Source organism: Pseudomonas libanensis (genome assembly GCF_001439685.1).
GTDB lineage: Bacteria > Pseudomonadota > Gammaproteobacteria > Pseudomonadales > Pseudomonadaceae > Aquipseudomonas > Aquipseudomonas libanensis.
Genome location: NZ_JYLH01000007.1, coordinates 229,935 through 254,359, shown reverse-complemented (window position 1 = coordinate 254,359; position 24,425 = coordinate 229,935). Strand labels below are relative to the sequence as shown.

The window sequence follows — 24,425 nt, the reverse complement described above, 5'->3', positions numbered from 1 at the left end:
ATCGATGTTTGGCGTTAGATGTGTGCCAGGGCTTGGGCCAGATCCGCGCGCAGATCCTCCACATCCTCAACCCCCACCGACAATCGCACCAGCCCATCGCCAATCCCCAACTGCGCCCGCGTCGCCGCCGGGATGCTCGCATGGGTCATGATCGCCGGGTGTTCGATCAGGCTTTCCACGCCCCCCAGGCTTTCGGCCAGGGCGAAGATTTTGACGTTTTCCAGAAAGCGCGTTGCACCGGCCAGGTCGCTGTTCAAATCCACCGAAATCATCCCGCCAAACCCGCGCATCTGTTGTTTTGCCAACTCGTGCTGTGGGTGGGATTTCAAGCCTGGGTAGTGAACACGCGATACCTGCGGCTGTTGTTCCAGCCAGGTGGCCAGGTCCAGGGCATTGCTGCAATGGCGCTCCATGCGCAGCGCCAGGGTCTTTACCCCGCGCAGGGTCAGGAACGCATCAAATGGCCCGGCAATGGCGCCCACCGAGTTCTGCAAAAAGCCCAGGCGTTCTGCCAGCTCAGGGTTGTCGCCCACAACGGCGATACCACCGATCACATCGGAATGCCCATTGAGATACTTGGTCGTGGAGTGCACCACAATATCGAAACCCAGCTCCAGCGGCCGCTGGATCCACGGGCTGGCGAAGGTGTTGTCGGCCACGCAGATAATCCCGCGGGCACGGCAGATACGCGCAACGGCGCGCAGGTCGGTGAGGCTTAGCAGCGGGTTGCTCGGGGTCTCGACCCAGACCATGCGCGTGTCGTCCTGCAACGAGGCTTCAAAGGCCGACAAGTCGCTCAGGTCGACATAGCTGAAACGGTGCCCGGCGCTGCGCTGGCGTACCTTGTCGAACAGCCGGAACGTGCCGCCATACAGGTCATTACCCGAGACAATATGTGCGCCGGCATCCAGCAGTTCCAGCACCGTGGAAATCGCCGCCAGCCCCGAGGCAAATGCAAACGCCTGGCTGCCGCCTTCAAGGTCCGCCACGCAGCGTTCCAGGGCAAAGCGCGTGGGGTTGTGGGAGCGCCCATAGTCGAAGCCCTTGTGTACGCCGGGGCTGTCTTGCAGGTAGGTGGAGTTGGCGTAGATCGGCGGCATCAGTGCGCCCGTGGTCGGGTCGGGTGACTGCCCGGCGTGGATCACACGGGTGGCAAACGCGCTGTTATCGGGCTGACTCATGCAAGGGATCTCCGTAGGTGGTTAAGCAGGTCGACGCGGGTGATCAGGCCATGGAAGCCTGAGGCGTCAGCAATGATGGCGACCAGGCCGCGATCCAGTTCGGCCTGCAATTGGGCCAGGCTGGCGCTGGGGGCCAGGGTGTGCAAGGTGTCGGTCATGGCGCTGGCGACGGTCATGGAAAAATCCGCGGCGTCGTGGTGCAGGCCCAGCAGGATGTCGGACTCATCGATGACGCCCACCAGTTGTTGGCCGTCTACCAGCACCGGCAGTTGCGACACATCCGCCAGGCGCATGCGCTGGAAGGCGGTGAGCAGGGTGTCATCGGGGCTGACGCTGATCACGCGGCCGTCTTCGAAGCGGCGGGCGATCAGGTCGCGCAGGTCGCCGTAATGCTTGTACTGCAACAGGCCGGCGTCGTTCATCCATTGGTCGTTGTAGACCTTCGACAAGTACCGCGTGCCGGTGTCGCAGACAAAGGTCACCACACGCTTGGGCTCGGTCTGCTCACGGCAGTAGCGCAAGGCGGCGGCGAGCAGGGTGCCGGTGGACGAGCCGCCGAGAATACCTTCGGCCTTGAGCAACTGGCGGGCGTGGTCGAAGCTTTCTTCATCGCTGATGGAGTAGGCGTGGCGCACACTGGAGAGGTCGGCAATCGAGGGGATGAAATCCTCGCCGATGCCTTCCACGGCCCACGAGCCAGGCGTTTCCAGCTGACCGCTGCGGCTGTATTCGGCCATTACCGAACCTACCGGGTCGGCCAGTACCATGGCCAACTCAGGCTGCACGCGCTTGAAAAAACGGGTCAGGCCAGTGAGGGTGCCGGCCGAACCGACGCCCACCACAATGGCGTCGACATCATGCTGGGTCTGCGCCCAGATCTCCGGCGCGGTGCTGGTCTCGTGGGCCAACGGATTGGCCGGGTTGTTGAACTGGTCGGCGAAGAAGGAATCCGGAATATCCTTGGCCAGGCGTGCAGCGACGTCCTGGTAATACTCGGGATGGCCCTTGCCCACATCGGAACGGGTGATATGCACCTCGGCGCCCATGGCCTTGAGGTGCAGAACTTTTTCGGTGGACATCTTGTCGGGCACCACCAGCACCACCCGGTAACCCTTGGCCCGGCCCACCAGCGCCAGGCCCAGGCCGGTATTGCCGGCGGTGGCTTCGATGATGGTGCCACCAGGGCGCAAGCGCCCGTCGCGCTCGGCGGCATCGATCATCGCCAGGCCGATGCGGTCCTTGATCGAACCGCCGGGGTTTTGTGATTCAAGCTTGAGAAACAACGTGCAAGGGCCAGTGTCGAAGCGGCTGACCTTGACCAGCGGTGTGTTACCGATCAGCTCAAGTACGGCAGGACGTGAAGGTGTGGGCATGTCGTCACCAGGTTACGGGATGGGCGTAGGGTAGGGGGACAGCAAAATGCATGACTTCGAACATAGGCCGGTATCGCCCAGGTCGCAACCTGGCGGTCCGATGCATGACTTTTTTTGGCGCATGGGTGATGGGGGGGGGGACTCAAAGTGGGCTGCCGACGCAGATCAAATGTGGGAGCGCTCGAGCTTTAGCGAGGCCGCGATGGCGGTGGGTCAGGCAGCACAAATGCCAGCAGTGCCGCCGCCATCGCGGCCTCGCTAAAGCTCGTGCGCTCCCACATCAGTCACCGGCAATGGCGGCTTCGATAGCCGCTATGTCGATCTTGGTCATGGTCATCATCGCCTCAAACGCACGCTTGGCGACGGCCGTGTCCTTGCTGGTCACGGCATCGACCAACAGCCGTGGCGAGATCTGCCATGACAAACCCCATTTGTCCTTGCACCAGCCGCAGGCACTTTCCTTTCCGCCATTGCCAACGATGGCATTCCATAACCGATCGGTTTCCTCCTGGTCGTCCGTGGACACCTGAAAGGAAAACGCTTCGCTGTGCTTGAACGCCGAACCGCCATTCAGGCCGATGCATGGGATGCCCATGACGATGAATTCTACCGTCAATGCATCGCCCTGTTTACCGGAGGGGTAGTCGCCAGGGGCGTAGTGCACTGCGTTCACTTTGCTGTCGGGGAAGGTCTTGGCGTAAAAAGTAGCCGCTTCCAGGGCATCGCCGTTGTACCAGAGGCAGACGGTATTTTTGTTGTTCATCGCAAGCTCCTCGGGTTGAAAGTGCATGAAGTCTAGACGATAGCCCCTGGTGTTTTTCCCGGTTTAAAACCGCTCATCCAGAATCGCCGGCAAGATGATGTCCTTGACGAAACTGGCCGAGGACAGGCTCAGCGTCATGCGCACCACTTGCACCACGTCATGCACGGGATTTGCTGGCGCCAACTACCATGGTTTTCATTACGCGTCTCCTTGACTAGGGGGCGTAGTTATAAGGCAGTTGGCGGGAGCTTTCCAGCTTGCGGCTCAGGCTTCAACGGCTTCCCGGCAAGTACGTAAACCAGCACGCCGCGAACGCCAGCCCAATCCCAGCACCATCAGCAAGCCGAGGCCCGCCATCAGTGCGCCAGCCAAGGAAATGGCCGGGTAGCCCAGCCCGGCGTTGATCACCGCGCCGCCCAACGCTGCGCCAATTGCATTACCGAAATTGAACGCGCCAATGTTCATCGCCGAAGCCAGGTTAGGCGCATCCTTGGCAGCCTCCATCACCCGCATCTGCAAGGGCGGCACCAAGGCAAAACTCGCGGCTCCCCACAGCAGGATCGACACGGCAGCAGGCAGCGGCCATTGCATCAGCACCGAGAAGGCCAGCAACACGGCAATCAACACCACCAGCGAGGTGATCAAGGTACGGTCCACCGAGCGGTCCGCAGACTTGCCTCCCCACACATTGCCCAGGGTCAGGCCGATACCGAACAGCACGAGCATCCCGGTGACGAAGTTGGTCGAGGCGTGGGTGACGTCACGCAGAATCGGTGCGATATAGGTGAACACCGTGAACATTGCACTGGAACCCACCACGGTCAGCGCCAACGCCGCCAGCACCGGCCCGCGCCCCAGTACGCGGATTTCCGCCATCAGGCTGCCACTTTTCGGCGCGGGAGCATTGGGCAATGCCCACCACAGCGCCGCCATCACCACTGCACCTAACCCACTGATGCCCCAGAACGCCGTGCGCCAACCAAAATTTTCGCCAAACCAGGTGGCCAGGGGCACACCGCCAATGGTCGCCAAGGTCAGCCCCAGAAACATCGCCGCGACCGCCCCCGCACGTTTCTCTGGCGCTACCACACTCGCGGCCACAATCGAGCCAATGCCGAAGAATGCCCCGTGGTTCAGCGACGTCACCAGCCTGGCGATCATCAAGGTCTGGTAGTTGGTGGCCAACGCCGAGAGCACATTACCCAGGGTGAAAATTGCCATCAGCCCGATCAGCAGGTAACGGCGTGGCACCCTGGCCGTGGCGAGGGTCATGATCGGCGCGCCGATCAGCACACCCATGGCATAGGCGCTCACCAACAGCCCCGCGGCGGGAATGGATACGCCAAGATCGGCGGCAATACCGGGCAACATGCCCATGGGTGCAAACTCCGTGACCCCGATGCCAAAGGCACCGATGGACAAGGCTACAAGGGGGGGATTGATACGCATGCTTGACTCCTCATCTGTGTGTCAAATGCTACAATCCAGGCTTTTGCAGCAGTACCCCTTGGTTGGGAACTACAGCTTTGCGCAGGAGGCACAAATGGACATCGGTGGTCGTTCGGGAGAGATGGAAGTGTTCGCCATGGTCGCCGAGCACGGCAGCCTGTCCGGCGCGGCTCGAGCCCTGGGGCTGACGCCATCGTCCATCAGCCGCATCATCACCCGCACCGAACGGCGCATCGGTACCCGGCTGCTGCTGCGCACCACCCGCGCCATCACCTTCACCGCCGAGGGCGAAGCCTACCTGCGCGGCGCTCGGCGCATCCTCGCAGACATGGCCGAAGTCGAAGACGCTATCACCGACCAAGGCGCCCCCCGTGGCCGCCTGCGAGTCAGCGCCGCCCTGGCCCATGGCCGTATGACCATCGTGCCGTTGATCGCCGCCTTCAGCGCCCGCTATCCCGCCATCGTCGTCGACCTGATGCTCGGCGATGAAGTCGTGGACATCCTCAGCGGCCAGGCCGACGTCGCCATCCGCTTCGGCCCCCTCGCCGACAGCCCCCTGACCGCCCGCCACATCGGCTCCACCGGCCAGGTTATCGTCGCCTCACCCGACTACCTGACGCGCCACGGCACCCCGGTTGTGCCGCAGGATTTACTCAACCACAACTGCCTGCGCTTCAACTTCCGCCGCGCGACGCCGAATTGGCCGTTTCGGATGGAAGGGCGGGAGTTTTCGTTGAAAGTGACGGGGACGATTGAGGGCAATAGTGGAGAGGCGTTGGCGCAGTTGGCGAAGCTGGGGGCGGGGATTGCACGGATTGGGGCGTTTAGTGTGGTGGAGGAGGTGAGGCGGGGGGAGTTGGTGGTGTTGCTGCAGGAGTTTAACCCGGGGGATGTGGAGCCGATTCATGCGGTGTTTGTGGGGGGAGGGGCGATGCCGGCGCGGGTTAGGGCGTTTGTGGATTTTTTGGTGGAGAGGCATGGGGTTTGACTAAGTGTAGGATTGGATCTCTTGGAGGGGGCGGCGGGTTTCGGCCAAGGGCCACCTGTCGACGTCCCTTAAGTAAGCGCTAGGTAAGGTAAATTTCGCGATGAAAAGCTGGATAGCTAATACGAAAATTAATGCACTGTTAGGTGCTAGCTCTCAAGAATTTGATGGCGTGAAGGTTAGGCGGGCCCTTATAGAATACTGCGACAGGTATCAAAGGATGTATCCTTTTGAAATCTTGGAAGAACCACTTGGGTTCCTGAAAAACAATATAAATTCAGATGGTAGATCTAGGGAGGTGCGAACGCTGCTTAGGATTGCCGCTGACGAATACTGCATCAGTTTAAACGAAATAGCCGATGCTCTTCTGGACCTTATAGACATTCGTGTCGTTACTACGGACCAAGCAAAAAAAATTATCAACCACGTTTTTGAAGCGTTTTCCTGTAATGAAAATCCCGAAGATTTCATCCCCAGAGAAGACGCTTACTTATGCAAGGTTCTATTTGCGATTACCTTACATTCAACTGAGATTCACCCTTCTCAAGCGAACTAGTGGCAGTTTAATGAGCCTAGTGTCCTTACGAATTCGTTCAATAGCTCCTCGGGCATTCCCCCGTGTTATATTTTGGTTTTGCGGACTGCCCACATACGTCTGATTCGCCAGGAGTGATAACTGATGCGTAGGCGAACAAATTTGCCAGGATAATCTCCCTTTCTATAACACTTTATAATGGTTTTATCGATTATAAGCCGGATTTTATCAGCCTCTTTAAGGATTTTTTCTGCGAGAAGTACATTGTCTCTCAAGCCTTTAACCCAGTCAGCGCTTCGAGCAATGATAGAAAGCCCATCCTCTAAGCCATATAGCTTATATCGGTAAACTGTTTTTGATTTGATAAGGTGCTTTTTGTTGTTGTCAATTTTGTTTTTGTAGTTTGCGATTGATGTCTCGAGTGTTAGGTTGTTTTTATGGGTCTTTAGTTTGAATTTTTTAACTAAAATATCCGCTGATGATAGTATTTCGTGCATATTTTCGCCGACACTAATCATGCTGTTTTCTAATAATATTCTAATGGATTCTTGACGCTTTATACGCTCATCTATTTTTTTTGCTGCAATAGTTCCGAATAAGCTGAGAGTGGCTGTAATGGCGGTCATCATCAAAGCGCCCAGGGCTGCAATGGTTACTATTGAGTCTTTGTTTGCGGAGAAAAATAATAAGATCTCTTGAGTTGTCAAATCGCACCCCAATAAATCTTAACGTAAGTGGGCGGCTCAAGTGACGTTTTTTCTGACTTCTGTGACTGACAAAGCTCCCAGCCCATGTTTAACTCCTTGTCCGACTTGGGTGTCGCAACGTAAATGCGACATGACTTAGGAGTACATTACTGCTGGATCAGCTGCATGTCCATTGCCCCGGTATTTGGCCGATTCTATTCTCTGCTGAACGTCTGCTATTGGCTGATTGCAGTCGATGAAATAATGCTCACTCTATCTCCACGCGCTGGCCGTTTTCACCCCAACGCGTGGAGATCATCCACTATCTAACGGTCGCGGCAGATTCAATCTCTACCTTGGAAACCTCCTCGCGCACCCGTCGTCCGATAACATCCATCAGGACACATCTGTCAATCAACGCCTAGGTTGTAATCGGCACGGATGGACTGAAGCTGATACGCCGCTCATCCCGTTTTTATGCTCCAGTTTCCCTCTGATTAGCCTCATCTCCTTCTTGTCGTTTTCCCGCACCATCTCGCTTTTTAAGCTTGCTGAAACGTTTCATCGAGTTTATAAAACCGCTACAACTCCAAGAAAGGCTACCGCCATGACCCCGCTCAAACTCCTCATCGCCCTCAGCACACTGTCCGCTGCCTCCCACGCCATGGCCTGGGATTACGTCCTGCTCGACACCGACAAAGCCGCCCAGAACTGGCAGGTCACCAGCCAGCAACTCGGCATACAAACCGACAAACCCTTCAGCGTTACCCTGCGCACCTTGCACGGTGGTCGGCAGGAGGGCGTCAGCATCGTCGATATCGATAACGGCACGATGAAGCTCTCGGTAGTGCCGACACGCGGGATGAACGTGTTGCAGGCCTCGGTCGGCGATGTGCGCATGGGTTGGGATTCGCCAGTCAAGGAGGTGGTCAATCCGTCCTTCATCGAACTCAATGGCCGTGGCGGCCTGGGCTGGTTGGAAGGTTTCAATGAGCTGGTCACTCGCTGCGGATACGAGTGGGTCGGCCACCCCGGCATCGACAACGGCGAATTGCTGACCCTGCACGGTCGCGCCGCCAACATTCCTGCGAACAAAGTCACCCTGCACATCGATGAAAAACCACCGTACGCCATCACTCTGCGTGGCGAGCTGAAAGAGCAGGCGTTCAAGAAGGTCGACTTCTCCGTCGCGACCGAACTGGTCACCGAGGCTGGCAGCGTGGTGTTCGCCCTCAACGACACTCTGACCAACAATGGCGACTATCCGAAGGAATACCAGGCGCTGTACCACAGTAACTTCAGCACGCCGTTCCTGGAGCAGGGCGCTCGTTTCGCCGCGCCGGTGAAACAGGTGTCGCCGTTCAACGACAAGGCCAAGGGCGAACTGGCCGACTGGCAAACCTACCGCGCACCCACCAAGGACTACGACGAAACGGTTTACAACGTGGTGCCGTATGCCGACGCCAAGGGCGATACGTTGACCGTGTTGCATAACAAGGCCGGCAGCCTGGGCGTTTCGGTAGGCTTCAATACGCAGACACTGCCGGTGTTTTCCCTGTGGAAAAACACCGATACCCAAGGCCAGGGCTATGTCACGGGGTTGGAGCCGGGCACGAGTTTTTCCTACAACCGCCGGTATCAGCGGCCACTGAACCTGGTGCCCACCATTGGGCCGAAGGAACACAAGCAGTTCCGCATCAGCTACAGCTTGTTGGCGGATAAGGCGGCGGTGGACAAGGCCTTGAAGCAGGTGAGCGAGATTCAGGCCGGGCGGGAGACTGAGGTGCGGCAGACGCCGTTGGTTGATTTGACCAAGGGGTAACACAGGCAGGATCGGTGCGGACGATATTGCAGCTCCTGGGCAACTTGTTCGCGTCTGATCCCTTCGGCTTGTTCAAGGTCAGCCAGCGTGCTCGACCTTGAGCGGTTGATCGGTATGGATGCGCTAAACCCACGCAGGGCTCTAGCCCGCATTGCGGGAAATCCCTCATTGCAGCGCTCCTATCCCCCTACTAGCATGAGCCTCGACACCCAGCCAGTTCAAAGGGAAAGCTCATGACCGCCCATCGCAGCAACGACAAGCAACCCACCCCGGATCCTGCAGAAAACAACGCGTTTTTCCCCTCTCCCTATTCCCTCAGCCAATTCACCTCACCCAAATCCGACCTCAGTGGCGCCGACTACCCCAACCCTTACAAGGGCGGGCGCTGGAAGGTCCTGGTGATCGGCGCCGATGAGCGTTACCTGCTGACCGACAACGGCACGATGTTCTCCACCGGCAATCACCCGGTGGAAACCCTGCTGCCCATGTATCACCTGGATAAAGCCGGCTTCACGTTCGATATCGCGACGCTGTCGGGCAACCCGGTGAAGTTCGAGTTTTGGGCCATGCCGTCCGAAGATGTGGAAGTGCAGGGCTTTTATGCCAAATACCGCGAGCAGTTCAAGCGCCCGCTCAAGCTGGCCGAGGTGATCGAGAATGCGCTGGGTGAGGACTCGGACTATATCGGCGTGTTTATCCCCGGTGGGCATGGAGCGTTGATTGGCTTGCCGCAGAGTGCCGAGGTGAAGGCGGTACTGGAGTGGATGGTCGCGAAGGACAAGTTCGTGATTTCGCTGTGCCATGGCCCGGCTGCGCTGCTTGCGGCGGGTGTGGGCGAGTCCAGGGATTCCTATCTGTTCAGCGGTTATAAGATCTGCGCCTTTCCCGATGCGCTCGATGCCACGACGCCTGACATCGGTTATATGCCCGGCCATCTGACCTGGAAATTCGGCGAGCAACTGCAAGCGCTGGGGGTTGAGATCGTCAATCAGGACATTACCGGTGCGACGCTGCAGGATCGCAAGTTGCTGACCGGCGACAGCCCATTGGCAGGCAACAATCTCGGTAAGCTGGCCGCGCAGGCATTGCTCAAAGCGGTCGCGGCGGGGTGACTGAGGCCACTGCGGAGAGGGCGATGCGTGCCGTTTTCGCGGTCGAGGCGGCGCAGACGCTGGAGGCTATCCAGCAGGCGGTGCGTGGTTTCGCCGAGGCCTACGGCTATGATCGGTTTGTGCTGTTTTCCGCCTCGTCAGCGAGTGAAGAGGTGGTGGAGCGTATCTATTGGGTGGAGGGCGATTGGTTCGGTAGTGGCCAAGGTGTGGATGCCCAGACCTATGTGCGTCGCTGCCCGATCACGCGCCATGTACTGGATAATCGCGAAGCCTTCTTCTGGATCAAGGTGCAGGACCAAGGCGGGGAGCGCTACCAAGTGGTTCGTGCACCAAGCGGCCCTGGCGTGCAAGGCCTGCAGGTGCCGGTGTTCGGTCCGCAAGGGCTCGAGGGTGCCATGAGCCTGGGCGGCGAGCGGGTGGACGGCTCGGCGCGAGTACGCCTGGGGTTGAGCATGGTCGCCACGGCGGCTTTTTTCTGCGCACGCAGGCTGCTTGAGCCGCCGGTGGCTGAATGGGTAGGCAAGCTTTCCCAGCGTGAGCGGGAAGTGCTGGCGTGGACGGCTGCCGGCCGGCGCCAGGCCGATATCGCGGCAACCCTTGGTTTATCGGAGCGCACCGTGGAGAATCACTTGCGCTCGGCGCGCCGGCGCCTTGGGGTGGCGACGACATCGCAGGCCGTCAGGATTGCGATTCGCAAGGGGGAGATTGAGGGTTGAAGAAGAGGTTTTTTGAAAACACGTTAATTAATACACGGTGACGGCCCACGACGCTTGTCCTGGGGCGGAGATTGGTAAAAACGTCGGGGCAGCATCGACATTTGAAAGAGTCAAACTTTGCGTGCCCAACTCCCGAACATCACATCGCCGATGTAGATGCCTGAAGAGGCTGAACGCTCCTGGTCCAAGCGCTCTTGCAGCGTTTCAATGTCGACGTCTTCTACACTGGCCACCCCTAATGCAGTGATCCGCGGTAAGCACGCTCGAACGATGGCGCCAAGGCTGTAGGGTGTATCAGGTGTTTGTATCAGGCATTCAGCCCGCACGCTTTCAACAGTCAAGCCTGCCTGTGTAAAAATGCCATGCAGATTAAAACCGATGTGCAGATCGGTCCCTTCGCGAGCAATCATTTCTTGTATCCAGGATTGCGCCCTTTTATGCAAAGGGAAGGGATCCAGGCTTGCAGGCACCATCGTCGTATCGTGCTCTTGAAAGACCACGATGCCAGTGGGGCGCAAGTACTTCGACAGCGCACGGATCGTCGCCACTGCATCCTTCTGATACATCAGGACACGCCGCCCAACGATTGCGTCAAAAGTGCCGAGAGAGTCTTGCAGTTCTGAAACATCACACTGCAGAAACTTCAGCGAAGGGTGGTTTCGTGATGCATTGCGCTGGCGTGCACTGGCGATGGCTGCGGCGTCACGATCGATTCCGATGATCTCTGCGTCATCCTCCACCAAATCACACAACAGAAATGAAACATCACCCGAGCCGCAGCCTACGTCCAGGATTCGCATCCCTTTTGCGATTCCTGCGTCGATCAGCAAGCGTGTGGTGAAGTCGGGTAGGTTGGTTGACATTACTAAGCCTCAATAAGTTTATAAGTAAGCGTAAGCTCTTATTGCCGTGCTTTTTGGCAGTGGGAGAAGGTTTCACCCAGCCAGTGGCGACTCTCCAATGCATGAAGCGTGAGGCTGGCAGTATGTGGACTGGGATGTCCGCTTCTGGCCGGTTAGCGAAGGTCTGACTTCGACCGTCGCTATGCATGATCAAACCTCAGTCTGCTCCGCCATCTCCAGGGCGTCATCGACCTCAATCCCCAGATATCGAACAGTGCTCTGCAGCTTCGTATGGCCGAGCAGCAACTGAACCGCCCGTAGGTTCTTCGTTCTTCGATAGATTAGTGATGCCTTCGTACGTCTCATTGTGTGAGTGCCATACATGGCTGGATCAAGGCCTACGGCTTTCACCCAGCCTTTGACGATACGAGCGTATTGACGAGTGGATAGATGGTCTGAGGTATGTAGCCGACTAGGAAAAAGACAGTCCTCGCTGCGTAGTTGTGCCTGATGTATCCATGCCACGAGAGCTGACCGTGTTTGCTCAGTGGTCTCAAACTGCACTGGTCGCTGCGTTTTCTGCTGCATCACCATGGCTCGTGATGATACGTGTTCGCCATGGGCGACATCGCGCACGCGGAGCTTGGTTAAGTCGCAGGCTCGAAGCTTACTGTCGATGGCCAGATCGAAGAGAGCCAGATCCCGGGTTCTTTCCGCAATTTGAAGCCTTACTCGGATGGCCCAGATATCTCTCAGTCGGAGTGGGGCTTTCTGCCCGACTAGTTTTCCTTTGTTCCAGGGCTGACGGCCGCAGGTAGCGATGATGTTCATAACAAGTCCTCCACGTGTGGAAAGACAAGGATGGCTAATCAGAGCGACGGTCGCTCACCGGCCAAGAGTACTCTCTTAGAGGGGTCTAAGAAGCCGGGGGGGAAATTAAGTGTAGGAAATTTCTCGCGCGCCCTTGAACTTTAATGAGCAACAGTTGTTCATAGGGGAGTTGCCTGTCAGAGGCAATTCTCGCAGATCACGTGCCGTTCTGGTGCATGCTGCACTCGCAGGAAGATTTCACAGGGATGCGAAATGAAAGTATGTTTCCGGCCTAAGGAGTACCTGGCCCGTTTCGGTACGTTGTACTTGCCTGTTAGAAAACTGCCACCGTCCCTTCATTCGGTGGCCGTATTGTTGTTCGGTTTGATCAGCAGTTTCGGCGTGCAGGCCGCTGACCCTCCCGCACCTGCCCAACAGTTGCTATTGCAGCAGGACCGCGAGCGAGCGTTGCGCGAGCAACTTGAGCCGTCGCCGGATGTGCGCCTTGAGGCGCCGCCCTCATCCTCCGCCGGGGTTTTGCTTGAGAAGCGCGAATCCCCCTGTTTCCTGATTCGTCAGGTCGTCTTGAACGGCGAGTTGGCTGAAGGTTTTCAATGGGCACTGCGCAGCGCCGATCCCAAAAATGACCCGGCCACCGGTCAATGTCTGGGTGCCCAAGGCATCAACCTGACGATGAAGCGAATCCAGAATGCAATCATCGAGCGCGGGTTTGTCACGACACGCGTGCTTGCACCGCCTCAGGATTTAAACAGCGGTGTGCTGCAACTGACCCTGATTCCGGGGCGCATTCATTCCATCCGCTTCGCCGAAGGCACCTCTACCCGAGCCAATGCCTGGAACGCGGTGCCTGCCAAAACAGGTGACCTGCTGAACCTGCGTGATCTTGAGCAAGCGTTGGAGAACTTCAAACGCGTGCCCACGGCTGAGGCGGATATCCAAATCGCCGCGGCCCAGGGGATGGACGCAAAGCCGGGCGACAGTGACTTGGTTATCGCGTGGAAACAGGCATTTCCCGTGCGTTTGAGCGTGTCGGTAGATGATTCGGGAACCGACGCCACAGGTAAATACCTGGGTTCGGCTTCGGTGTCGTTGGACAACCTGCTGAGCCTGAACGATTTGTTCTACGCCAGCTTCAACCACGACTTGGGCGGGGGGGACGCGGGTAATCGTGGTTCCAAGGGCCATACCTTGCACTACTCTGTCCCCTACGGTTATTGGCTGTTTGGCGTCACGTCCAGCGAGTATGACTATCACCAGACGGTCGCTGGGGCCAACCAGACTTACAAGTACACCGGAGAAAGCAAAAACAATGAGATCAGCGCGTCTCGCTTGCTGTATCGCGATGCCGTGCGCAAAACCACGCTCAAGCTCAGTGGCTGGACGCGCACTTCGCAAAACTATATCGACGATACCGAGATCGAAATTCAGCGCCGACGCATGGCAGGCTGGGCGCTGGGGCTGAGTCATCGGGAGTTCATCGGTACCGCCACGCTCGATCTGGGCACCAGCTATCGCCGGGGCACAGGTGCGCGCAACGCAATCGCTGCGCCTGAGGAGGCGTTTGACGAAGGGACCTCGCGTTCGCAGATCATCAACGCCGACGCGCAATTTTCCGTACCGTTTGGCCTTGCCACGCAGCGCTTGCGTTACACCGCGGCCTGGCGTGCGCAGTGGAACCGCACGGCATTGGTGCCGCAGGATCGTTTCTCGATCGGCGGGCGCTACAGCGTGCGCGGGTTTGACGGTGAAAACATTTTGTCGGCCGACCGTGGTTGGCTGGTGCGTAACGACCTCGGCCTGGCGCTGGGCAACTCCGGGCAGGAAACCTACCTGGGTGTTGACTACGGCAAGGTGGGCGGGCCTTCAAGCCAATACCTCATTGGTGATCATCTGGCCGGGTACGTGGTGGGGTTGCGCGGTGGCTACCGGCAAGTGTCTTACGACGTGTTTGTCGGTCAACCGATCAGCAAACCCAAGGGCTTCGAGACTGCCAGTACCACGGCAGGTTTCAGCCTGACGTGGTCGATGTGAGGGTTTGCCATGCAACTCGATAACCTTGAGCTGATCGCGCCGGCGTTCAGCGAAAAGCCATGGAACGAGGCCCAGGCGCTGGGTGCCGCCGTATGGCTGTGGATGCACTCGGCGAGCCATCGCGATGTGCCGCTGCACACCCTGAACGCGCTGCTGTTGCCAGCTATTGCCAACCGCCAGTTCATCATCGGCTACGAATCGGGGCGCCCGGTGTTTTACGCCGCCTGGTGTTGGTTCAGCGTCGAGGCCGAGCAGCGCTATGTGCAAAATCCTGCCATCAGCCTGCCTGCGCACGACTGGAACAGCGGCGAGCGACTGTGGTTCCTGGACTGGGTGGCGCCTTTTGGTCACAGCGCCCGCCTTGCACGCTTAGTGCAGCGCCATTTGTTTGCCGACAGCCGGTTCAGCGCTCTGTATCACCGGGGCAACGAGCGCGGGTTACGGATCAAGCGGTTTCAAGGTGCTGCTCTGGCGCGCTTGAAGTGGCCGATCGCGGCCGTTGCCCGCCAATCGTAGTACCTGCGGCATTTTAGAGCTTTCAAGACACAGGGATCGTCATGAACAAACACCTCTACAGGATCGTTTTTAACAAAGCCCGTGGCCTGCTGATGGTAGTGGCCGAAAACGTGCTGGGCAGCAAAAAAGCCTCAGGCACCAGGATCGGTGTCGCCCCTGTCGTCTTGAACACTGTGCTGACACTGCGTCCCCTGCGGTTCTCATTGATGGCGGCGTTGGGCTTGATCACATTGGCCTCGCCGCTGGCCTGGGGCGATATTGTGGCTGACCGTGGCGCTGCGCCCGGCCAGCAACCGGTGATTATCAACGCCGCAAACGGTGTGCCCCAAGTCAACATTCAGGCCCCGAGTGCGGCAGGGGTGTCACGTAACACCTACAGCCAGTTCGACGTTAATGCCCAAGGCGCGATCCTCAACAATGCGCGCACCAATACCCAAACTCAGCTGGGTGGCTGGATCGAGGGCAATGCGCATTTGGCCGGCGGTACGGCGCGGGTGATCCTTAATGAGGTCAACAGCAGCAACCCCAGCCAATTGCGTGGTTACATCGAAGTCGCCGGTGACCGAGCCCAGGTGGTGATCGCCAACCCGTCGGGCATCGCCTGTGACGGCTGTGGTTTTATCAACGCCAACCGTGCCACCTTGACCAGCGGCAGTGCGCAGATGCAGGACGGCCAATTGCAAGGCTACCGCGTTGAAAGCGGCAAGGTGGTTATCTCCGGCAAGGGCCTGGACGCATCGCAGACCGACTTTACCGATGTCATCGCACGCTCGGTCGAGGTCAATGCCGGTATCTGGGCCAAGGACCTGCGGGTGACCAGTGGCGCCAACCAGGTCAATGCCGACAATACCCAGGCGACGGTCATCAACGGTTCCGGCGATAAGCCCCAGGTCGCCATTGACGTGGCGCAGCTGGGTGGCATGTATGCCGGCAAAATCAAGTTGGTGGGTACCGAAGCCGGCCTGGGCGTGCGCAATGCCGGGCAAATAGGTTCGAGTGCCGGCGATGTGGTCATCAGCGCCGACGGGCGCCTGGGCAACAGCGGGCAAATCAGCAGCAGTCAGAACCTGCAGGTGGACAGCCAGCTGGGCATCGATAACAGCGGTTCGCTGTACAGCAAGGGCGCCGCGACGCTGTCCAGTCGTGGCGATATCAACAACCAAGGGGTGGTGGCTGCGCAGCAGGACTTGACCCTGACCGCCCAAACCATCGACAACGCCAGCAAGTCGATATTGGGCGCAGGTGTGGCAGCTGACGGCGCGGTCAGTGGCAATGGCGCACTGCGCGTCAGCGCCAGCCAGACGCTCAAGCACCAAGGCTCGGCGATTGCTGCCGGGGATCTGCAGTTGAGCGCCGAGAACCTTGACCTCAATGCGAGTAAGACCGCTGCGCACAATGTCATGCTTACTGCCCGCACGGGCGGCGCTGACTTAAGCGGTGCAGCGTTGGACGCGACAGGGACGTTGAGCACAGCGGTGCGACAAACCCTGACCACCGACAGTGCCAAAATCAACACCGAAGGTGTGCAATTGGCCGCCGGCAGCCTGTCCAACCGCCAAGGTGAAATCGTCCAGGTCGGCAAGGGCGCCACGGTGATTGCTGTGTCCGACAGCCTGGATAACACCGAAGGACGCATCGCCAGCAATGCGACCGACGTACGCCTTTCGGCGGCGCGCCTGTCCAATGCCAAGGGCAGGATCGAGCATGCCGGCACGGGCAGCCTGACCCTTCAGGGCCAGGCGCTGACAGGTGCCCAAGGCAGCCTGCAGAGCAATGGGCTACTGCAAGTCACCGTTGCCGACGCGGTACTGGACGGCGCCACCACCGTAGCCCGGCAGATTCAAATCGACGCCAACCAACTGTCCAATCGGCAGGGGAACATCCTGCAGACCGGCGCGGGCACGTTGCGCATCGACACCATGGGCCTGCTGGACAACACGGGCGCCACAGTGGCCAGTGACAGTGATATCAGCCTGACGGCTGATCGCTTGCTCAATCAAGGCGGCGCGGTTCAGGCGGCGGTGGCCGGCAACCTCAAGGTCACCGCGCATACGCTGTTGGACAACAGTGCGGGCACGCTGGCCGCAGCCAAGGGCGCACAGTTGAGTACCGGGCAGTTGCTCAACGCGCAAGGCAAGATCACTGCGGGCGACAGCCTCACGCTGTCCGGCGGGCAGGTGAACAATGACCACGGCACGCTGGCGGCCATCGGCGCACTCTGTGTCAGCGCCGACGCATTGCGTAACCGGCAGGGCACCGTGGGTTCGGTCGGCGGGCCGCTGGTGCTGACGGTGAGCCAGGGCGCGTTCGATAACATCGGCGGTGTGGTGCAGGCCCGGCAAGGCGTGACAATTACCAGCCTGGGCCTGAATAACGACGATGGGTTGATCAGTGGCGCGGCCTTGTTGCTCGACAGTGCCGGGCAAGGCCTGTCAAACCAGCGCGGCGCCATTATCGGCAGCGGCACCGTGGACCTGCGCAGTGGTGAGCTCAAGAACCAGGCCGGGCTTATCCAGGGTAGCGGTGCGATCACACTCGACACCCATGGGCAAACGTTGACCAATACTGACTCGGGCAGCGCCAATGGCATCCTCGGGCAGGCCGGTATCACGCTGCGCTCCGGCAACCTGAACAACAACGCCGGCTTTATCGGCAGTAAAGGCGACGTGGCGATCCATGCCGCGCAGGTCGATAACCTCGACGCCGGTGTACTCAGCAGTGAAAAGAGCCTGCTGCTAACCGCTGGCGGCCTGAGCAATCGCGGCGGCCAGCTGCAGAGCCTGGGGAACGCGCGGCTGGACATCGGCAGCGGTCACCTCGATAACGTCGGCGGCCTGCTGCGTGCCGGGGGCACCTTGACGGTCGATGCAGGACAGTTGGATAACCAGCAGACCCAAGGGAGCAACCAGGGCGTAGAGGGGCAGTCGTTAGCCCTGAACCTGGCGCAGTTGCTTAACCGCTCGGGTGCCATTCGTGCCGACCAGTTGCTGAGCGTCAACAGTACCGGGCAGTTGGACAACAGTGCGGGCCTGATCTCGTCGAGCAAGCAAGTGTCGATCAACGCAGACCAAGCGCTGCTCAACAGTGCCGGTACATTGATCGCCGGAGAACGGCTCGGCCTGACCAGCGCCAGCCTCAGTGGCGATGGCCGCGTGTTTAGCCTGGGCGACATCAGCCTCAACCTGGCTTCGGGGTTGGTCAATACCGGCAAACTGCAAGCCAACGGTAATCTAGAGGTGACCCTGCAAGGCACGCTTGACAACCAGGGTGGGGTTCAGGCCGGCAAGCAATTGCGGGTATCGAGCGGTGGGGTTGAAAACCGCGCCAACGGTGAGATCAGTGCCGCGCAATTGACCCTCGATGTGGGGGATACCCTGAATAACCGTGGCTTGATCGATGCCCAGATCACCCGAATCAATACCCAGGTGCTCAACAACCTTGGCAGCGGCCGTATTTATGGTGATCACGTATCCATTGCGGCGGGGCAACTGACCAATGATGTGGAAGATGCCCGAGCGGCCGTGATCGCCGCGCGCGAACGCCTGGACATTGGCGTCGGGACGCTGGTCAACCGTGAGCACGCCATGCTTTTCAGTGCCGGTGACTTGTTGATCGGCGGCGCGCTGGATGCCCAGGGCCAGGCCACCGGCCAGGCCGGGCTGGTGCATAACGCCAGCGCAAGTATCGAAGCACTCGGCGGGCTGAGCCTTAACAGTGCCGAGTTGCGCAATACCAACGAACACTTCAGCACCCAAGTGGTTGAGGTCAGCCGCGAAGGCGTCCAGGAGTTCCAGCACACCGGCTCTGCCAATCGCTATCGCCCGGATCAGATCTCACTCTACAACGACGAAGTCAGCCACTTGGTCAGCCCCGAGGGCGTGGCCGATAACTACAACCGCTACGACTACACTCGTACCACTACCCAGACCCAGATACTCACCTCGGACCCGGGTGAAATCCTTTCCGGCGGCTCAATGCTGCTGACCGCCAATTCGGTGTTGAACGACAAGAGCCGGATCATCGCCGGCGGCACGTTGGTGGGCACTATCGGACAGCTCAACAACACCGAAGTCACCGGGCAGCAGACGGTGACGGACAGTGGCACGTTCAGCCATTTGTATCGCATCCATCGCAAGGGCCGTGACCGTCAGGGCCGTTCGACAGCCGCCTACAACCCGGCCGCCAGCGTCACGGATATTTTCCTGCGGCCAACCCAGTACCTGCAAAACACCGCCCATACCGGCAGCGGCCTGCAACTCGGCACTCGCCTGACCAGTAGCGTCGATCAGGCTGCCGGCGGTGCCAGTGCGGCCAAGGTCAATGTGGGCAAGGGCCGAGCGCCTGGCCCGGTGCTGGAAGTGGCGGCGCTGCAAGCGACGGCGGCGGGAGGCGTAGGTGAGTCAATCCGTACCGGCGGGCTTAATGTGCAGGTGCCGGACAACAGCCTGTTCCACCTCAATCCCCAGGCCAACCCGAACTATCTGGTGGAGAGCGACCCGCGTTTCACCAGTTATCGTTCCTGGTTGTCTTCCAACTATATGCTGGATCGGCTGCAACTGGATCCGGGCCTGACCCTTATGCGGCTGGGCGATGGTTTCTATGAGCAAAAACTGATCCGCGAACAGATCGCCCAACTCACCGGCAGACGCTTCCTCGACGGCTACGCCAATGATGAGACCCAGTACCGCGCGTTGCTCGACAGTGCGCTGACCTACGCCGGCAAGTGGAAGCTGGTGCCGGGTGTGGCGCTCAGCCCTGAGCAAATGGCCCAGTTGACCAGCGACATCGTCTGGCTGGTGAAGAAGGACGTGACCCTTGCCGACGGCAGCGTGACGCAGGCGTTGGTGCCGCAGGTGTATGTGCGGGTGCGCGACGGCGACCTGGATGGTTCCGGTGCACTAATGGCGGGCAACGTGGTCGACCTCAAGCTACAAGGCGACCTGGTTAACCGCGGTACGATCGCCGGGCGCAGCGTGCTGGCGATTTCCGCCGACAACCTGCAGAACCTGGGCGGGCGCCTGACCGGTAGCGAGGTGGAGGTAAAAGCCCGCACCGACTTGAACAACCTCGGCGGGTTGATCGATGCCTCCACGCGCTTGAATACGGTTGCCGGTCGCGATATCAACATGGTGTCCACCACGCGCAACACCGAAAGTGCCCAGGGCACCGCCACGGGTATTTCGCGGGTTGCCGGGTTGTTTGTCTCCGATGCCAAGGGTGAACTGGTGGTGAACGCGGCGCGCGATATCAACCTGAGTGCGGCGCAGATCGTCAGTTCCGGCAAGGACGGCAAGACCACGGTGGTTGCTGGCCACGATATCAACCTGGGCACGGTGACCCAGAGCCGTGAACAAAGCGTGCAATGGAACGCCAGCAACTGGCGCAAGGACGCGAGCCGCACCGATGTCGGCAGTGTTATCCAGGGTGAGGGCGAGGTACGCCTGATCGCCGACAATGACCTCAATGCCCGAGGCGCCAAGGTCGTCAGCGAGCAGGGCGGGGTCACCGTTTCGACAGGCCGCGACGTCAATTTAAGCACCAGCCAGAGCTACAACTTTGTCGACGAGGCCCATAAGGTCACCGGCAGTAACAGCTTGTTCTCCAGCAAGACCACTACAACCCGCGACACCGTGAGTGAAACCCGCGCCCAGGCCACCACCCTCAGTGGCGAGACCGCGTGGGTCAAGGCCGACAATGACTTGAATGTGCACGGCAGTAACGTGGTCTCCACCAGTGGCACCACCCTAGTGGCCGGGCACGATGTGAATGTGGTGGCCGCCACCGACCAGCTCAGCGAACAGCACTTCAAGGAGGTCAAGCAAAGCGGGCTGTTCAGCGGTGGCGCCATCGCGGTGACCATCGGCAGCCAGCAGCGCAGCGACAAAAACCGTACCGACAGGGAAACGGCGGCGGCCAGCACCATCGGCACCACCGATGGCAACGTGAGTATCCTGGCCGGCAATGCCTACCGCCAGGTCGGCAGCCAAGTGACGGCGCCCAAGGGCGATGTGAACATTGCCGCGCGGTTGGTCGATATCCTTGAGGCCCGTGACCAGCAACACATCACCCAGGAGACCAAGTTCAAGCAAGGCGGCCTCACGATTACCGTAACCAACCCGGTGATCGAAGCCGTGCAGACCGCCCAGCGCATGAAAACCGCGTCCGACCGCACCGATGATGGCCGGCTCAAAACACTGGCGCTGGTCAACACCCTGATGGGGGCGGGCAACGGCTATATCCAGTATGACAAGGACCGGTCCATGGCCGGCGGCATCAATATCAGCATTTCGGCCGGCACCAGCAAGAAGGAAAGTAAAACCGAGCAGACCTCCAATTCGGCCGCCAGCTCGTCGGTGTTGGCCGGTGGTGATGTCAACATTACCGCGGCCGGCGCCGGCAAGAACAGTAACCTGACCGTACAAGGCAGCCAGATCACCGCCGGCCATGACGTTAACCTCAAGGCCGACGGCGCTATTGCCTTGCTGGCCGCGCAAAACACGGTGCTACAGCGCACGACCGAAAAGGGCAGCAACGCCAGCCTTGGGATTGGCATTGCCATCGGCGGCCAAACCACTGGCATCAGTTTTAACGCAGGGGCGTCCCAAAACCGCGGCAAGGCCGATGGCGATGATGTGGTCTGGAGCAATACCCATGTGGACGCCGGTAATAAGGTCTCGCTCGATTCCGGTGGCGATACCCGACTCAAGGGCGCAGTGGTGAGCGGCAAGCAAGTCACGGCCGATGTGGGCGGTGATTTCAGTGTCGAAAGCCTGCAGGACACCAGTACCTACAAGGCCAAACAGACTAGCCTGGGCGTGGGCGTGAGTATTTGCGTGCCGCCATTCTGCATCGGCTCATCGAGCTTCACGTTGAGTCAGAACAAAGGCATTCAGAAATCCAACTTTGAAAGTGTCACTGAGCAGAGCGGCATTCGGGCCGGCGACGGTGGTTTTGATATCCAGGTCAAGGGCAACACCCACTTGGTGGGCGGCGTGATCGCCAGCAACGACAAGGCGATTGCCGATAGCAAGAACAGCTTGAGTACCGGCTCATTGACCACCGCTGACCTGCACAACAGCGCCAAGGCCAGCGCCGACAGCAGTGGGCTCACCCTCAGCAGCGACTTTGTCGGCCAGGGCATGTACGGCGCCAGCAAGGCCTTGTTCAGCAACTACCTGGATGCAGGGAAGGCTTCGGACTCTTCCGAGGGCAACACGCTGAGCGCGGTGAGTGCCGGCAATATCCTCATTACCGATGCCTACCGCCAGCAGCAATTGACCGGCCGTGATGCCAGTCAAACCGTGGCCAGCCTTAACCGTGACACCGCCCACTCCCATGTTGGCGCCGAGCGTCAGGACCTGGACAAACTGCAGCGTACCGCCGAGGCGGAGCAGTCGATCAAGAATGAGGCCTATCGCCAAGGGGTGCAGTTTACCGATGAGGCGTATCGCACCATGTTCAAAACGCCGCCACAGATGTTGGCGCTGGAGCTGGATGAACAGGGCAATGTGAAGGAAGGCGCGGACCACAAGCCGTTGTTCCGTGTAGTGGGTGATGCAGAAAGGCAACATCTGCAGGCGGATGAAAACAACGTGATCAACGTAGCCCTCAATGGCATTTTCAACGACGACAAAGCCGCGGCTAAATACGCGGCTCAGCATCGCGACCCTGGTGCGACCGGGCCACAGTATTTCATGTGGTTTCCCAAGGCGGGCAATACCCTGTCGGAGCTGTTGATTGCCGGGTATCAGAAGGCGATGGATAACGACTTTTTCGGCTTGACCAACTACACCGCGGCCTCGCGCCAGCTGCAGCTCGACTATGGCGCCACTGGCTTGCACCTGACTGAACACAGTCGCGGCACTATGACCGGTGGCAACTCCCGACAATCCATTTACAACATGCCTGATGCTGCCGGGTTACTCAGCAAGACTACGGTGTATAACTTCGGTGGAGCGTTCAATGTTTACACCGCCGATGAACAGTTGGCCTTTTTGCAAAACCGTTCGGCCGTCACCGACCCAGTCGAACAGGCGAAGATGGTTCTTAAATACGAAGTTCATAACAACGACCCGGTGGGCAGGTGGTTCTTCATGGGCAATAACCCGGGTACTGGCGGCGTAATACCTGAGGGCAGCAGCTTGCTCAAGGAGTTGGGCAATGTCTTCACCGGTGATACGACCATGCACAGCTGTTATGGCAGTGGTGCGCAAGCCTGCGCAAGATATTGGCCGCAAGGCAAGCCGGTGCTGGTGCCTGTCAGCCCAAGAAAATAAGGAGATTGATCATGTGGCTTAAACCTATGGCATTGGCGCTGCTGCTTGCTACCCTCGTCACCGCCTGTTTCAGCGAGCCCTTTCAGCCCCCGGCGGCTGATGCGGACTTATGGGAGAAACCCGGCGCGAGCAGCAAGGATGTCTTGGCCTCCATGTTGGCTTGCGGTGAGAAGAATGGCTCCGGCATCGATCCCAATGCCAGCTTCCAGGAGCGGGCGCAGCGCTTTGTGTGTATGAAGCGCTCGGGCTACACCCGGCGTGATGGTTTTGACGTCTGTGCGTTGCGCACCCAAGAACCGTTGAAGGCCTGTGAGTCGGCGCAATGAAACCACAAAAAAACCGCCCTCTTTTTGAGGGTTCGTCACTCAACACGATAGGGACATCACCTGTGAAATATGCAATCTGCGCCACCTTGCTGCTGTTACTGAGCGGCTGTCTGACCATGTCGGGTGAGTACACCGTGACGGCTCAGGACGCCTCCGGCGCCCCGTTAACCAAGCTCGGCACGTTCACCGCCGAGGGCCATAACATTTACCCCATACGCAATGCGTTCTGCCTCAATGCGCCGGGGGCGACGGTCATCATTCGCGATGCCCGGACCGGCGAGGAACTGAGCAGCGAAAGTCCTTATCACTGCCGTTAAGCCTCAAAAAAGGACTTCCATGAGAGCGTTTCTGATAGCCGGCCTGGCCGTGGCCGTGAGTGGCTGCGGCAATATTTCCAATATCCGTGCTTACAACACGCCCTATGTTGAACCCACAGCAGGGGATACCGCACGCTTGCGCGTGATCACCAATGGCGTGGCGCGCGGTGTGCCGGGCCGTGACTGCATCGACTGGCGTGTGCCTGGCGCCGGGGTGATGGCCGTATCCGAATCCGGCTTTGCGGGTCAGAATAATGGCCGCAGCCTGGGCATGCCCGAGAGCAACCGCCGGGTGGAGGCGCAAGGCTCGGCGCGAAGCGAACTGAAGGTGCCGGCGAACAAGCCTTTTGCCATGAACTTCCAGAGTGAGGGCTATGTTTCTGGCGGCAATTCCTATAGCTGCAGGCAGAGCTTTCACTTCACCCCCAAGGCCGGGCAAGATTACGAACTGATCCTGCTGGACGGTGGCCAGTGCCTGGTCGCGTTGCAGCGCTTAAACCCAGCTGGAAAACCTGAAAGCGAGCCTGTTGAGAAGGCAGGGCTGTGTAGAGCATTGGATGCCTTTTAGCTTAGCGTATTCAGAATTCCAGCGATAGGTGGCTATCCGGACATTGCGGATAGTTCAAACCTAAACGTGAGCCGAATCAATGCGCATCGGGGGCGT

Annotated in this window: 18 protein-coding genes and 1 pseudogene; 11 read left to right on the top strand and 8 right to left on the bottom strand. The window is 59.2% G+C overall.

All coding sequences use genetic code 11. The features are described from left to right. Positions 1–14 precede the first annotated feature (14 nt). The 5 genes and pseudogenes from TU73_RS13665 to TU73_RS13650 all read right to left on the bottom strand — a co-directional run bounded on the left by TU73_RS13665 (position 15) and on the right by TU73_RS13650 (position 4,766). On the bottom strand, positions 15–1,181 hold the full coding sequence (locus TU73_RS13665; RefSeq protein ID WP_057012669.1) for a cystathionine gamma-synthase: 1,167 nt from the start codon (positions 1,179–1,181) through the stop codon (positions 15–17). After that, positions 1,178–2,554, bottom strand: coding sequence for a pyridoxal-phosphate dependent enzyme (locus tag TU73_RS13660; RefSeq protein WP_057012668.1), 1,377 nt, complete (start codon positions 2,552–2,554; stop codon positions 1,178–1,180). The genes TU73_RS13665 and TU73_RS13660 overlap by 4 nt, the downstream gene beginning before the upstream one ends. 280 nt (positions 2,555–2,834) lie before the next feature. Further along, a complete protein-coding gene (locus TU73_RS13655; protein ID WP_057012667.1) occupies positions 2,835–3,317 on the bottom strand; it encodes a VOC family protein in 483 nt (160 codons plus the stop codon). A 63-nt stretch (positions 3,318–3,380) separates the two neighbouring features. Beyond that, a pseudogene (locus tag TU73_RS28975) lies at positions 3,381–3,485 on the bottom strand (SDR family NAD(P)-dependent oxidoreductase); the annotation flags it as partial. A gap of 96 nt (positions 3,486–3,581) precedes the next feature. Further along, positions 3,582–4,766 (bottom strand): MFS transporter, encoded by a 1,185-nt coding sequence (locus TU73_RS13650; RefSeq protein WP_057012666.1) that lies wholly within the window; start codon positions 4,764–4,766, stop codon positions 3,582–3,584. A 94-nt stretch (positions 4,767–4,860) separates the two neighbouring features. On the opposite strand from TU73_RS13650, the gene TU73_RS13645 reads away from it, so the two are divergent. Then, entirely contained in the window at positions 4,861–5,754 is an 894-nt protein-coding gene (locus TU73_RS13645) for a LysR family transcriptional regulator (protein WP_057012665.1), read from the top strand. A gap of 100 nt (positions 5,755–5,854) precedes the next feature. Continuing rightward, positions 5,855–6,307: a hypothetical protein gene (locus TU73_RS13640; protein WP_057012664.1), complete on the top strand. Its 453-nt coding sequence runs from the start codon at positions 5,855–5,857 to the stop codon at positions 6,305–6,307. 65 nt (positions 6,308–6,372) lie between these two features. Here the strand turns inward: TU73_RS13640 and TU73_RS13635 are convergent, their stop codons facing one another. Further along, positions 6,373–6,993 (bottom strand): hypothetical protein, encoded by a 621-nt coding sequence (locus TU73_RS13635; RefSeq protein WP_156421226.1) that lies wholly within the window; start codon positions 6,991–6,993, stop codon positions 6,373–6,375. Positions 6,994–7,579: 586 nt separating this feature from the next. On the opposite strand from TU73_RS13635, the gene TU73_RS13630 reads away from it, so the two are divergent. From TU73_RS13630 to TU73_RS13620, 3 genes are all read left to right on the top strand, one after another. Next, positions 7,580–8,794: an aldose 1-epimerase family protein gene (locus TU73_RS13630; RefSeq protein WP_057012662.1), complete on the top strand. Its 1,215-nt coding sequence runs from the start codon at positions 7,580–7,582 to the stop codon at positions 8,792–8,794. A 233-nt stretch (positions 8,795–9,027) separates the two neighbouring features. Next, entirely contained in the window at positions 9,028–9,906 is an 879-nt protein-coding gene (hchA, locus tag TU73_RS13625) for a glyoxalase III HchA (protein ID WP_057012661.1), read from the top strand. A gap of 23 nt (positions 9,907–9,929) precedes the next feature. Next, the gene (locus TU73_RS13620; RefSeq protein ID WP_231984788.1) at positions 9,930–10,622 is read left to right on the top strand and encodes a PA1136 family autoinducer-binding transcriptional regulator; all 693 of its coding nucleotides are present in this window, start codon (positions 9,930–9,932) and stop codon (positions 10,620–10,622) included. A gap of 110 nt (positions 10,623–10,732) precedes the next feature. On the opposite strand, the gene TU73_RS13615 is transcribed toward TU73_RS13620, so the two are convergent. Beyond that, positions 10,733–11,485, bottom strand: coding sequence for a class I SAM-dependent methyltransferase (locus TU73_RS13615; RefSeq protein WP_057012659.1), 753 nt, complete (start codon positions 11,483–11,485; stop codon positions 10,733–10,735). 189 nt (positions 11,486–11,674) lie between these two features. Beyond that, positions 11,675–12,295 (bottom strand): tyrosine-type recombinase/integrase, encoded by a 621-nt coding sequence (locus TU73_RS13610; RefSeq protein WP_057012658.1) that lies wholly within the window; start codon positions 12,293–12,295, stop codon positions 11,675–11,677. Between the two features lie 252 nt (positions 12,296–12,547). Here TU73_RS13610 and TU73_RS13605 point away from each other — a divergent pair, with 252 nt between their 5' ends. From TU73_RS13605 to TU73_RS13580, 6 genes are all read left to right on the top strand, one after another. After that, complete coding sequence (locus TU73_RS13605) at positions 12,548–14,326, top strand: ShlB/FhaC/HecB family hemolysin secretion/activation protein (RefSeq protein ID WP_231984789.1); 1,779 nt, start codon at positions 12,548–12,550, stop codon at positions 14,324–14,326. 9 nt (positions 14,327–14,335) lie between these two features. Continuing rightward, positions 14,336–14,842 carry a toxin-activating lysine-acyltransferase gene (locus TU73_RS13600; protein ID WP_046068326.1) on the top strand — a complete coding sequence of 169 codons (507 nt, stop codon included), beginning with the start codon at positions 14,336–14,338 and terminating at the stop codon, positions 14,840–14,842. Positions 14,843–14,883: 41 nt separating this feature from the next. Beyond that, on the top strand, positions 14,884–23,118 hold the full coding sequence (locus TU73_RS13595; RefSeq protein ID WP_057012657.1) for a two-partner secretion domain-containing protein: 8,235 nt from the start codon (positions 14,884–14,886) through the stop codon (positions 23,116–23,118). An 11-nt stretch (positions 23,119–23,129) separates the two neighbouring features. Further along, positions 23,130–23,444 carry a hypothetical protein gene (locus tag TU73_RS13590; RefSeq protein WP_057012656.1) on the top strand — a complete coding sequence of 105 codons (315 nt, stop codon included), beginning with the start codon at positions 23,130–23,132 and terminating at the stop codon, positions 23,442–23,444. A gap of 62 nt (positions 23,445–23,506) precedes the next feature. Next, positions 23,507–23,761 (top strand): hypothetical protein, encoded by a 255-nt coding sequence (locus TU73_RS13585; RefSeq protein ID WP_015371087.1) that lies wholly within the window; start codon positions 23,507–23,509, stop codon positions 23,759–23,761. 19 nt (positions 23,762–23,780) lie between these two features. Next, positions 23,781–24,329 carry a hypothetical protein gene (locus TU73_RS13580; RefSeq protein WP_057012655.1) on the top strand — a complete coding sequence of 183 codons (549 nt, stop codon included), beginning with the start codon at positions 23,781–23,783 and terminating at the stop codon, positions 24,327–24,329. Positions 24,330–24,425 lie beyond the last annotated feature (96 nt).